Source organism: Acinetobacter sp. Ag2, assembly GCF_001005515.1.
GTDB classification, from domain to species: Bacteria; Pseudomonadota; Gammaproteobacteria; order Pseudomonadales; family Moraxellaceae; genus Acinetobacter; species Acinetobacter bereziniae.
This window is the reverse complement of the sequence record NZ_LBNA01000059.1, coordinates 275,391-288,322: the sequence shown is the minus strand read 5'-3', so window position 1 is coordinate 288,322 and position 12,932 is coordinate 275,391. Positions and strand designations below refer to the sequence as shown.

The 12,932-nt window shown below is 36.5% G+C and carries 12 protein-coding genes; 9 read left to right on the top strand and 3 right to left on the bottom strand.

Features of this window, described 5'->3' with window-relative positions:
* The first annotated feature begins 79 nt into the window (after positions 1–79).
* Together AAV97_RS20570 and AAV97_RS20565 are read left to right on the top strand one after the other, a co-directional pair.
* Entirely contained in the window at positions 80–976 is an 897-nt protein-coding gene (locus AAV97_RS20570; RefSeq protein WP_171249405.1) for a tyrosine recombinase XerC, read from the top strand.
* Between the two features lie 736 nt (positions 977–1,712).
* Positions 1,713–2,084, top strand: a complete 372-nt coding sequence (locus tag AAV97_RS20565) for a hypothetical protein (protein ID WP_004829387.1) — start codon at positions 1,713–1,715, stop codon at positions 2,082–2,084.
* Between the two features lie 6 nt (positions 2,085–2,090).
* Here AAV97_RS20565 and AAV97_RS20560 read toward each other — a convergent pair whose 3' ends face one another.
* The 3 genes from AAV97_RS20560 to AAV97_RS20550 all read right to left on the bottom strand — a co-directional run bounded on the left by AAV97_RS20560 (position 2,091) and on the right by AAV97_RS20550 (position 3,814).
* Positions 2,091–2,636, bottom strand: a complete 546-nt coding sequence (locus tag AAV97_RS20560; RefSeq protein ID WP_004829386.1) for a GNAT family N-acetyltransferase — start codon at positions 2,634–2,636, stop codon at positions 2,091–2,093.
* Positions 2,637–2,699: 63 nt separating this feature from the next.
* Positions 2,700–3,254, bottom strand: a complete 555-nt coding sequence (locus AAV97_RS20555) for a GNAT family N-acetyltransferase (protein WP_046761585.1) — start codon at positions 3,252–3,254, stop codon at positions 2,700–2,702.
* 65 nt (positions 3,255–3,319) lie between these two features.
* Positions 3,320–3,814, bottom strand: coding sequence for an Lrp/AsnC family transcriptional regulator (locus tag AAV97_RS20550; RefSeq protein ID WP_004829384.1), 495 nt, complete (start codon positions 3,812–3,814; stop codon positions 3,320–3,322).
* Between the two features lie 114 nt (positions 3,815–3,928).
* Here AAV97_RS20550 and AAV97_RS20545 point away from each other — a divergent pair, with 114 nt between their 5' ends.
* From AAV97_RS20545 to gyrA, 7 genes are all read left to right on the top strand, one after another.
* Complete coding sequence (locus AAV97_RS20545) at positions 3,929–4,537, top strand: LysE family translocator (RefSeq protein ID WP_009584221.1); 609 nt, start codon at positions 3,929–3,931, stop codon at positions 4,535–4,537.
* A gap of 480 nt (positions 4,538–5,017) precedes the next feature.
* On the top strand, positions 5,018–5,767 hold the full coding sequence (locus tag AAV97_RS20540; protein ID WP_004829381.1) for an electron transfer flavoprotein subunit beta/FixA family protein: 750 nt from the start codon (positions 5,018–5,020) through the stop codon (positions 5,765–5,767).
* Positions 5,768–5,784: 17 nt separating this feature from the next.
* A complete protein-coding gene (locus AAV97_RS20535; RefSeq protein ID WP_004829379.1) occupies positions 5,785–6,717 on the top strand; it encodes an FAD-binding protein in 933 nt (310 codons plus the stop codon).
* Positions 6,718–7,535: 818 nt separating this feature from the next.
* Positions 7,536–8,204 carry a hypothetical protein gene (locus AAV97_RS20530; RefSeq protein WP_227543995.1) on the top strand — a complete coding sequence of 223 codons (669 nt, stop codon included), beginning with the start codon at positions 7,536–7,538 and terminating at the stop codon, positions 8,202–8,204.
* Positions 8,205–8,227: 23 nt separating this feature from the next.
* Complete coding sequence (locus AAV97_RS20525) at positions 8,228–9,082, top strand: zinc ribbon domain-containing protein (RefSeq protein WP_046761584.1); 855 nt, start codon at positions 8,228–8,230, stop codon at positions 9,080–9,082.
* Between the two features lie 9 nt (positions 9,083–9,091).
* A complete protein-coding gene (locus AAV97_RS20520) occupies positions 9,092–9,448 on the top strand; it encodes a hypothetical protein (protein WP_004829372.1) in 357 nt (118 codons plus the stop codon).
* Between the two features lie 409 nt (positions 9,449–9,857).
* On the top strand, positions 9,858–12,860 hold the full coding sequence (gene gyrA, locus AAV97_RS20515) for a DNA gyrase subunit A (RefSeq protein ID WP_046761583.1): 3,003 nt from the start codon (positions 9,858–9,860) through the stop codon (positions 12,858–12,860).
* Positions 12,861–12,932 lie beyond the last annotated feature (72 nt).

Genomic DNA, 12,932 nt, shown 5'->3' with positions numbered 1-12,932 from the left:
TCTAGGTATGTTTTTCATCAGTCAAAATTACTTTAAATAAGGAGAGCTTATGCAATACGGTGCAATGCAATTGCTCTCAATGTGGATGAAAGATCGCAAAATTCAAAATCAGTCTGAGCATACATTGGATGCTTACTTTCGAGATGTATCGAATTTTATTGATTTCTGCTATGACAAACAGCTTGAATTAAAACAAGTAGAAGCATCAGACTTACGTGAATATGTGGCTTATCGTGTTGAAAATGATCAGCTTTCCACCAGTAGTCTACAGCGCCATTTGACTTCGATTCGTCAATTCATGAAATGGGCAAAACAAGGCGGTTACTTGGAAATCAATGCTGCTGATGATTTTCAATTGAAACGTCAACCTCGACCATTACCTGGGATGATTGATATAGAAACGATCAATCAAATCATGGAGCAAGCAGAACCCGAAAAACCAGTAGAAAAGCAACTTTGGATGAGAGATAAAGCGATACTTGAGTTGCTCTATTCCAGTGGTTTACGGCTTGCAGAAATTCAGCGTTTAACGATTCGTGATATTGATTTCACTCGACATTTATTACGAATTACAGGGAAAGGCAATAAAACTCGAATTGTTCCTTTTGGCTCTAAGGCGCGTGAGAGTCTAGTCGAATGGTTGAAAGTTTATCGAATTTGGCAAGGCGAATTTAGTCCAGATGCTTTTGTTTTTATTACGCAACGTGGCAATAGTATTACACCTCGACAAATTGAAAATCGTGTGAAGTATCAAGCCTTACGAGCAGGAGTAAATGTTGATTTACACCCTCACTTACTTAGACATTGTTTTGCCAGTCATATGTTGTCTAATAGTGGTGATTTAAGAGCGGTTCAAGAAATGTTAGGGCATAGTAATTTAACCACGACTCAAATTTATACGCATATCGATTTCGATCGTTTGGCACAAGTCTATGATCAAGCACACCCAAGAGCATCAGCTGCAAAAATAAAATAAAAATGAGTAAAATAACGTTGAATAGTTTTTAATTTATGTGAAAGTTGGTTTATTGGTAAGAATAACTAAACATTTTGTAAATATTTAGCTTGATAGAAAATAAGAATGCTGAGTATTTAAGTATATCATTGATGTAAATAATACTCAGAAATTGATTTATAAATAAACCATTTATCAAAAAGGCATTAGGTGGTTAAATGGATGAATATAACTATTGGGTCACCCTTTATTCGATAATTTTTAGTGTACTGATTGCATCCTTAAGCCTTAATTCTATTACTTGGATTAAAGATAAATTCAATAAAATCTTAGCATTTTTTGTTTTTACGGGGCTATATTCTTTAATTTTAAGTTATTTTTTCGAAAGATCATCCATAGGGTATACACAGCAAGAATTTTTACCTACATTTATTTATAAAGGGTATAACTCTCATATTTTTCAAGGGAATATATATCTAATCCTAACTTGTGTATTATTCTTTATTCTAATAAATAGATTGTTGAGGAAAAGAAGAGTAGCTGCATGTTCGTGAGTACATTTGATTGATGACGGAAGTCCATCTAAGTTGTTAAAAACTTCTCATCTTTGAGAACATGCACACAGATTAGACACATTTAGCACAGAAAAAAGTCGAATAGATAATTGTTTTTAAAAATGCTCTCATGTATATCTAAGTTTCGTATTTATCAAATACATTTTTATTGATTCAATTTTGCAAAAAATTTAGGTCTTTCAATGATCCCCGAACTTGAACAAAAATATAAGCAACTGACTGAAGCTCAAAAAGAGATTTTTAAGGGCTATGGCTTACGTCAAATTAAGCATTTTGTAGAATTTAGCTTACCCAAAATTGAGGCGACATTGCCTGAAGCGGGGAAGGTCTTGGGAATTAATGCTGAAGGAAAAGTCCAAGCAATCAATACCCAAACCAATCAAACTTATCTATGGATATCAGATCAGCAATGGCAAGCGGCTCATACTGTTTCAAGCCATATTGATTTAAAAGAAGATTTTATTGAAATTTGGCAGGTGTTGGAGCTTGAAAAGCAAGATTTGATTGATTTAAGTCATATCCATCGTGATTTTTTAGAGAGCATTGCCAAGTAAGATCTCTTAGTCTTGAAAATCCTGTTTTTTAATTCGATATAACTTTTCCTCTCGTAGTGGATGATGATCATCAAAATCAGGATGCAAGAAGTCATGTGAAAAACGCATTCCGATTTTTTCCATGACTTTTTGTGAAGAAAAATTATGTTTTGCAGTAAAAGCAACAATTTCTTCAAAACCCAATTCTTCAAAAGCAAATCGTAAACAGGCATGAGCACCTTCAGTTGCATAACCTTGATTCCAAAATTTAGGATCAAGTCGCCATCCAATTTCGATACACGGTGAAAAATCAAACTTTGAAGGTTGTGGATGTAGCCCGATGCAGCCGATGAATTCTTGAGTTTCTAATAGTTCAACAGCCCAAAGCCCCCAACCTTTGATTTCAATAAGGTATTTGATTTGATTGGCTAATTCATCACTTTGCTGGCGATTTAATATTTTGGGGAAAAACTGCATCACTTCAGGATTGGAGGTTATTTTTGCAAAAGCTTCTAAATCAGAAGGTTGCCATTGTCGAAGCAAGAGTCGATCCGTACATAATTCATAAATCATCGTTGATGGGCATCCTTACTTGTTTATTATTAGCTGATGCTTGAATCTTAGCATGTTTACTTTTTAAAGGTTTGGGGTGGCTATACGATAAAGTACATGTTCTGCTAGCGCATGTTGCGCATCTAAAGCTGGATGTTGAAAAGAGCAAACATACTGCATTCCCAATCGCTGCATCACTTTTTCAGAAGGTCGATTGGATACAGCTGTAAATGCGACGATCTGTTTTAAAGCCAATCGCTCAAATGCAAATGTTAAGCAAGCTTTAGCAGCTTCTGTTGCATAACCTTTATTCCAATAAGGTCGATCAAGACGCCAGCCAATTTCAACACAGGGTGAAAAACTGAACTTTTCTGGTTGGTCAGCTAATCCAACAAAACCAATAAATTGTTGATTTTCTTTTAACTCGACAGCCCACATACCCCAGCCATAACTTGCGATAAGATGTTGAAATCTTTCTGCTAAAAGATCGCTTTGTTGTTTACTCAGTGTAGATGGAAAATACAACATCACTTCTGGATCTGCATTTAAATGTGCAAAAGCATCTAAATCGCTCGCTTGCCATTGTCTTAAAATTAATCTCGGTGTTTCTAACTGTATCGGAGAACTAAATTTTTTCATTGTGTTGCCTTCAATGATTATAATTGCCTAATCGGTGCTTAGATCATTCATACCAACTTTAATGATTACAGGTCTTCTAAGGGAAGCTGAAAACTTTGTTTGATGATCTGACTGGGTACATCCGTTTTGACACTGGTGATACCATTTTTCTTGGTCAAATGGGTCGATTGAAATTTACGGTAACTTTCCAGATCGGGAACGACTACTTTTAACATCGCATCACACTCTCCCAAAATGATATAGCACTCCATGACTTGAGGAAGCTCTTTCATGGCTTCAATGAATGTATCAATGGTTTCAGCATCTTGTCCCAACAGCCAAATTCGTGAAAATAAAATCAATTGAAACCCAATTTTTTGTGGATCTACCACAGTAGTGTAATTCTGAATGACTTTAGCATCTTCCAAGAGACGAACGCGTCTAAGACAAGAGGAAGGTGATAAGCCAATTTCACGGGCTAAATCGTTATTCTGGATTCGACCATTGGCTTGTAAGGTTCGAATGATATTTTTATCAATACGATCTAACTTTATTAGAATAGTCTTAGATGAAATTTTCATAAAATAGAATTTAATTCGAAAAATAATTAGAATTATAGAATATTTGAAATCCTATTTTAAGCGTTTTCAAAGATACTATTTTCTTCTCTCATTCAGACAGAAAGGAAAATTGAGATGTCTGTATTTGTACTTTTTGCCTTAACGGTGCTGCCGTTAATTTTCACACCAGGACCTGATATGTTATTTATCCTGTCACAAGTGATAGGTAAAGATGCGAAATCAGGCATGATGGCGACGCTTGGGGTTTGTTCGGGATACTTGGTTCACTCGATATTGGTTGCACTCGGAATTGCGGCAATCATTGTGTCATTTCCAGTTTTGTTCGAAACCATTCGCTATTTGGGAATTGCTTACTTGTTATATCTAGCTTTTCATCTAATTAAGTCTGTATTTAATACTAAACAAATACAGATTGAGCAAAAAGCGGTATCGAATCCTATTCATAAAGGTTTTTTTACAGCGTTATTGAACCCTAAAGGAATGCTGATATATTTTGCAATTTTACCGCAGTTTATTGATAAGTCAGGAAATACGGTTACTCAAGGTTTTGCATTGTCCTTTATTTTTATTGCTTTGATCTTTGTGGTGTATTGCAGTTTGAGTTTGGTTGTTGCCAAAGTGACGCAAAAACAACAGATCAATGAACGTAATCAAAAATGGATTGATGGCGGTTCTGGAACTTTATTGACCCTTGCGGCAGCTTGGCTAATCGTAAATTCATAAAACCATAAAGATAAGACGGGATTCAAAATCATGCCCGTTTTATCTTTTTTTGTATTTTGTTACAAGTTTAATGCCTAAATAATCACAAATTTAATGAATAAACATAGTGAGAAAAATTGCTGAATCTGTCTGAAATGACAAAGCCTACATTTGTAAATTTTTTTATGTTGGCATCCCGTTGATTGATTGATAATTTATCTTAATCATTTTGATTATTTATACAGAATTTATACAAATAATGTTATTTATCAATATATAAATATTGTCGAAATAGTATTCTTGTACGTCTTAGTTAAACCTTTTAGAAAAAATGTGAACTGTACGTTCAGGCTTTTTTAAGACTTTTTAGCGCTGTTTTGTGAATTGTGACTTGACCGAAATGCCAATCACATTGCAAGATAGGACACCTAAATAATTTTAAATGAAGCGTTATTATAACTCTTCTTAACATTTACTTTTGCTAAAACAGCCGAGGATTACATGAAGGCTCTTGTTGCTGTAAAACGTGTGGTTGATGCCAACGTTAAAGTTCGCGTTAAACCGGACAATAGTGGGGTAGACCTTACTAACGTTAAAATGTCAATTAACCCATTTTGTGAAATCGCAGTGGAAGAAGCGGTTCGCTTAAAAGAAAAAGGAACAGTTTCAGAAATCGTTGTTGTTTCTGTTGGTCCTAAAGAAGCGCAAGAACAAATTCGTTCTGCAATGGCTTTGGGTGCAGACCGCGGTATCTTGGTTGAAACTACAGATGAAATTGGTGCTTTAGAAGTTGCTAAAATTCTTAAAGGTGTAGTTGAACAAGAACAACCACAACTGATCCTTTTAGGTAAACAAGCGATTGATGATGACTCGAATCAAGTAGGTCAAATGCTTGGTGCATTATTAAATGCAGGTCAAGGTACATTTGCTTCTGTTGTAACTGTAAATGGCGACAAAGTTCAAGTTACTCGTGAAGTAGACGGTGGTTTACAAACTGTAGAGCTTAACACGCCTGCGATCATTACTACTGACTTACGTTTGAACGAGCCACGTTATGCGGCACTTCCAAACATCATGAAAGCACGTAAAAAACCGCTTGATACGAAATCTCCTGCAGATTATGGCGTTACGGCAGCTTCTAAACTTAAAACAGTTAAAGTTGAACCGCCTGCAGAGCGTAAAGCTGGTGTGCAAGTGAAGTCTGTAGACGAGCTTGTTGAAAAACTTAAAAATGAAGCGAAAGTGATCTAATACAGAAGGATAAAATCATGAGTATTTTAGTTATCGCTGAGCACGACAATAAGACACTTAACGGTGCAACTTTAAACGTTGTTGCTGCAGCTCAAAAAATCGGTGGTGATGTCACTGTATTGGTTGCAGGTTCTGGTGCTCAAGCAGTTGCAGATGCTGCTGCAAAAGTTGCTGGCGTAAGCAAAGTTTTACTTGCTGATGATGCTGCTTATGCAAATCAGTTGGCTGAGAATGTTGCGAAACTTGTTGCTGAATTAGGTAAAGGCTATACCCATATCCTTGCTGCTTCTACAACGACTGGTAAAAACATTCTTCCACGTGCTGCTGCACTTTTAGACGTAAGCATGATTACTGATATCATTGCTGTTGAAGGTCCAAAAACTTTCAAACGTCCAATCTATGCAGGTAACGCGATTGCAACAGTTCAATCTGATGAAGCAATTGTTGTTGCAACTGTACGTGGTACTGCATTTGACCCAGTTGCTGCTGAAGGCGGTTCTGCTGCGGTTGAATCAGTTGCTTCTACAGGTGATGCTGGTATTTCTAAGTTTATTTCTGAAGAAATCGTGAAATCAGAACGCCCAGAATTAACAGCAGCTCGCATTGTTGTTTCTGGTGGTCGTGGTGTTGGTTCTGGTGAGAACTACCATAAAGTACTTGATCCACTTGCTGACAAGCTTGGTGCTGCTCAAGGTGCTTCACGTGCTGCCGTTGATGCTGGTTTCGTTCCAAACGACATGCAAGTTGGTCAAACAGGTAAGATTGTTGCACCAGACCTTTATGTTGCTGTTGGTATTTCAGGTGCGATTCAGCACTTGGCAGGTATGAAAGATTCTAAAGTGATCGTAGCGATCAACAAAGATGAAGAAGCACCAATCAATGCAGTAGCTGATTACTGGTTAGTGGGTGATTTGAATACTGTCGTTCCAGAGTTAGTTTCTAAACTTTAATTCTAGAATTCAGTGTCAAAAAAGCGCTTAGGATTACCTGAGCGCTTTTTTAGTTTTTGAATGATTGAAGTTAACACAATATAAATCAGATCATTAACATGGGTATTTTAAGCGTTTGTATTGAACGTTTATTTTGAATTTTAGGCTTCAATAGCCTTTTTTATACATATCTTAAAGAACTATAATTTAAGATCAATAGATCATTGCCTTAGTGATCTGTCCACAAAAGGCATTCTCAATTGCTATGCTTAAACCGTCTTATTATTCATATAAGTGATTTAATATTAATTATTTACTTCAAATGAACTGTAGATCTTTTATACGAATTTTTAGAAGCTTTGGATGATTTAATTTGCTTTGCATTTTTGAATTATAAATTGTCTATGAATCGTGATGCGACATAGAAGTTGCCATAGAGAGTGGGCTGATACGATAAAAAAACCAGGCACTGCTTTGTTTGCAGCGCAAAAATACGTTTAAACAAGTAAACTCAAACCTTAACTGGTTTATTGTTTTTTTAATTTAAAACAAGTACGTCATTTGTTTAGTTTTGCTTTATAACTTGATAAAATTAAATAAAATATTGTGATATTATTAGATTTAGTGTTCACTTTTGTGATTTTGTTAACATTTAAAATTAATTAAACTTAATTTTAAAAATAAAACTCTAAAGGTGGAGTCAACATATTATAAATTGAATAGGAAATACTTTGAAAATCTCTAATCAAAAAAACATTACACAAAAAATCACGGCACAAAAAGTCATAGTATTGATCTTGCCTATGATGCTCACAGGTTGCTTTTCAATCACACACCAAATGTTAAAAAAATCTGCTGTAAATACTGAGAATATTGTTGTTTCTCAGTCGGATGATGTATTGGTTGGTTTGGCACAGCGACAACAGCAATACTATTTTATTGGACAGCACTATATTCTTGAAATACCGAAGAAACAATTGAATCTTGAGAGCTTACAATCTGGTTTAAACATACAAAAAATAATCATTAATGAAAATCAGCCTTTGCAAGTGAACGTGAATATTGCAACTCAACAACAGCAAGGGTTAAATATTATATTACGTTATGAAAAAGCTGATCAGACGTTATCTGAAAAAGAACGCCAAACACTACAGCAGAACGGTTTTAGCAAAACTACAATACAGCCTAATTGGAGTAAAACTTTCAAATCTGATTTTAAATTTTATAAAATTGGAGCGCAAACACAGTTAAATTTTCAGCCTTATACTGGGACATTACAGAAAATTCCTGTACAAATTAGCTTCTTTAAGCAAAAGAAATCATTTGATGCTGTACAAGCGCTAGACAATACTTTTAATATGGTATTGGCAGGCGCGTTGGATGTAGTGACTTTACCTTTTCAAATTTTAACAGTATCTGTGATCCGTGAAGGTATTCATCAGACCGCGGAACAACGAAAAAAATCTGAATCTCAACCTGCACAGAAAACTTTACCGCAGACTCAATAATTTAACTTTAAAATAGAAAAAATATGAAGTGTCCTAAATGTAATGCTGAAAATATTAATGAAGCTGTCAAATGCGGCATTTGTGGTGCTCGCCTAAAACATATTAAACAGAATAATATATTTACAGGGAGCAGCAATGTTGAATCGTCCGTACGCCGAGAAAATAAAAAAGCACCAACACCACCAAAACAGGGCACTCCACCTGAGTCAAAATCATTAACAGAAAGCTTAATGGATAAAAATGTTTCAATTGAGGATAAAGCACGGATTTTTTTAGATTCTTGGCAGGATAAAGCCAAAGACACTTGGGGAGATACACAAAATCCGAAGAAAAAGAAAAATTTAAAAATTGTATGGATACTTTTAGCGGTTTTTATGTTTGGTCCAGCCGTGTTGGGCATCGTTGCGAGTGTCGTTATTCCAGCTGTAATGTCAGTGATTGGTATTACAAATGTCGATCATTCTGCTACAGATGAAGATGCTGAGGCGACAGATGTTGCAACAGCCGCCGCTGAAGATATAAATGCGGATGATGAAATAGATAGTATTAAAAATCAGTTATTTTCTCGCTATAGCGCAGTAGAAGAATTTCAGAAAGATATCGAAAAGTATTATCAGAAAACAGGGAAACTACCTACGCAGTTGAAGCAATTAGAACCCTATACTGAAACTGGTTTTAGTGATTATACTTATCAATATTTTGCGGTGGGTCAAAATGGCTCAATCGTTGGGTTATTTCGACTGGAACCAGAAAAAAAGATCTATGCTGTACCTGAAATTCGACATAAAAAAATTGTAGGGTGGATGTGTTATAGTATTGGTATAGAAGATGATTTGCTCAAAGACTGCCAATACTTAGACCATGATCCTTTTAAGTAATCGTTTAATATGAGTTCAATCAAAAATACTGAACATCCAATGTTTGGTAGAATTTACATTTTCATCGTCTGCCTTTTTGCTTTAGTAATCGGTCTGCCGCTATTTTTTAAGATGCAACATTCGATGTGGATGCAAGGTTTACTGGCATATGGGTTTCTGTTGATCTTAATTGGATTTGTTCTCTATCATTTAGCATTTATTTATCGTGCCGATGATGCTGATGTGCAAATGTGGATGGATCAATATGTTTTAAATGAGCCGACTTATTTACATCATGTGATTTTTCATTTTGTATTTTTTATGAGTTTATTGGTCATTACACATTTTGTTTTTGTATTTTATAAATTATTTAGAACTACAGATTAACAAAAAAATGTTATAAATCAGGTCAAATTTTACCTCAATTTATTTGAAAATGCTTTGAAATAGACATGCATACTCGATGATTTTCGCTGTTATTGATTTGATCTTAATACAGCAAATCTAAGTTGGATAAGTGATTTAAATATCGACGTGTTGATCAGTTTGAGTTTTGTTGTTCTACTGCTAATTTTACAGGCATTTTTAATCTCAAAAAAATCTTAAATTTGCTTAAAAATACTACAAAAAATCATGATTATAGTGGGGATGGATTGGCACAAAAGCAATAGAATTTATGCTATACTGTATGACTGAATTTTACATTTTGGCTCAACTTTTTTTGAGCTAAATTTTGACTAGCTAGATGATATAAATGAACAGCCGCAACGAGTGCTGTTTGTAATAAGGAGTATGCATGAGCGTATCGGAAACTAGACCGATTGCCATTGAGGATGAACTAAAAAGCTCATATCTCGATTATGCCATGAGTGTTATTGTATCTCGTGCATTACCAGACGTGAGAGATGGCTTAAAGCCCGTTCATCGTCGTGTGCTATTCGCTATGCACGAGTTAGGCAATGATTATAACAAAGCTTATAAAAAATCGGCACGTGTTGTTGGTGACGTAATCGGTAAATATCACCCACATGGTGACTCAGCTGTTTATGAAACCATTGTTCGTATGGCGCAAGACTTTAGCTTACGTTATCAATTGGTTGATGGTCAGGGAAACTTTGGTTCTGTCGATGGTGACAGTGCCGCAGCGATGCGTTATACCGAAGTTCGTATGCGCAAATTGACCCACGAAATACTGGCTGACCTAGAGAAAGATACAGTCGAATGGGAAGATAACTATGATGGATCTGAGCGTATCCCTCAAGTTATGCCAACACGTATTCCCAACTTATTGATCAATGGTGTAACGGGTATTGCTGTGGGTATGGCGACCAATATGGCGCCGCATAACCTGACAGAAGTGATCAATGCTTGTTTAGCGTATGCAAATAATCCGAATATCTCTGTTGAAGGATTGATGGAACATGTGACTGGTCCAGACTTCCCTACAGGTGGTATTATTTATGGTAAATCAGGAATTGTAGATGCTTACCGTACAGGTAAAGGTCGTTTGCACATTCGTGGTAAATATCATTTTGAAGAAGACCAGAAAACAGGTCGCACGACAATCGTATTTACAGAAATTCCATATCAAGTCAATAAAGCAAAAACCATTGAGCGAATTGCTGAATTGGTTAAAGAAAAGAAACTTGAAGGTATTTCAGAGCTACGTGATGAATCTGATAAAGATGGGATGCGCATTGCGATTGACTTAAAGCGTGGAGAAAATGCTGAAGTTATCGTCAATAATTTATTCCTCAATACCCAATTAGAAAACTCTTTCAGCATTAATATGGTCTGTCTTGATAATGGTCAGCCTAAATTAATGAATTTAAAAGATATTGTTGCGGCATTTATTCGTCATCGTCAAGAAGTTGTGACTCGCCGCACCATGTTCGAATTACGTAAAGCGCGTGAACGTGGACATATCTTGGAAGGTTTGACTGTTGCTTTAGCCAATATTGATGAAATTATTGAGACCATCAAAACCTCAGCAAATCCAACAGAAGCGCGTGAACGTCTACTTGCGGGTGAATGGGCAGGTGGCAATGTTGTTGCATTGCTCGAAAAAGCAGGTGCAATTTCAGTTCGCCCAGATGAGATCGAAGGTGAAGATCCAAATCGTCCATTTGGTTTAGATGGTTTGGTTTACCGTTTGTCTCCAGCGCAAGTCGGCGCAATTTTAGAATTACGTTTGCATCGTTTAACAGGTCTTGAACAAGACAAGTTACAAGCAGAATATTCTGAAATTTTGGCTCAAATTGCTGAACTCACTGCAATTTTAAATGACTTTAATTTGTTGATGGGCGTGATCAAAGAAGAGTTAGCGTTGATTCTTCAGCAATATGGTGATGGTCGTCGTACCGAGATTGTTGAATCTCGTATTGACTTCTCACGTGAAGATTTAATCCCTGAAGAGCAAGTGGTATTGACCGTTTCTAAGTCAGGTTATGCCAAAACTCAGCCATTGTCAGACTACGCTGCTCAACGCCGTGGTGGACGTGGTAAGTCGGCTACGACGATGAAAGAAGACGATTATATTCAGCACTTAATTGTGACTTCAAACCATGCAACAGTGTTGTGCTTTACCAATGTGGGTAAAGTATATCGCTTAAAAGTATTTGAAGTACCACAAGCATCTCGTGGTGCAAAAGGACGCCCAATGGTGAACTTGTTGCCATTAGATGCGGATGAAACAATTACAGCGATTCTTCCTGTGATTGATGCACCGAAGAAATTCACAGAACGTTTAACTGAGTTTAGAAGTTTTGTGCGTACAAATGTCGCAAAACTTCGTGAAAATGCCATTATCGATTCGCACTATGAAGCATTAAAAGCTGCATTTGCTGAATTAGGCGAAAACCCAGATGATTTATCAGATGCTTTACGTAAGCAGTTGAAAGAAATTGGATTGGAATTATCTGCTTCAGATCTTGATGATGAATTGATTGCAGAATTTGCAGAACGTGTAGAAAGTGTTCGCAAAAACTTCTATGTATTTATGGCAACAGCATCAGGTACTGTTAAACGTGTTGAATTAGAACAATTCAGTAATGTACGTTCAAATGGTTTACGTGCGATTGAGCTAAAAGAAGAAGATACGCTGATTGGTGTGGCAATTACCGATGGTGAACAGCAAATCATGTTGTTCTCAAATGAAGGTAAGGCAATTCGCTTCTCTGAAACAGATGCACGTGTGATGGGGCGTACTGCGAAAGGTGTTCGTGGTATGCGTGTTAGCTTGGCTGCTGCTCAAGCTGAAGAAGACTCAGAAACCGATGTAGATTCAGATGATGAAGATTCTTCAGATTTGAATATCGTGAGTCGTATTGTCTCATTGGTTGTTGTGCCTGAAACTGGAGAGGTGCTTTGTGCATCTGCAAATGGTTATGGTAAACGTACACCTGTAGATGATTTCCCAACCAAGAAACGTGGCGGTAAGGGTGTGATTGCAATCAAAACATCTGAACGTAATGGTGAATTGGTCGGCGCGGTTGCAATTGATGCGTCCAAAGAGTTAATGCTGATTTCTGACGGTGGTACTTTAGTTCGTACCCGAGCTTCGGAAGTTGCAAGAACGGGTCGTAATGCTCAAGGTGTTCGTTTGATTCGCTTAGGTAATGAAGAAGTCTTGGTCGGTGTGGTTGCGGTTGAAGCAGTTGAAGAAGAATTAGCTGCACTTGTTGATGAAGATCATGCTGATAGTTCAGAGCAGTTGATTGATGCTGAAAAATTAGTAGATGAGGAAACTACCATGGACGAGGGTGAAACTGAGTCTGATGAAGGTGCCTCAGAAGAATAATTCTATTCGGCATAGAAGGACGCTTAGGCGTCCTTTTTATCATTTAAAAATCAATAAAAAAGATCGTTGAGT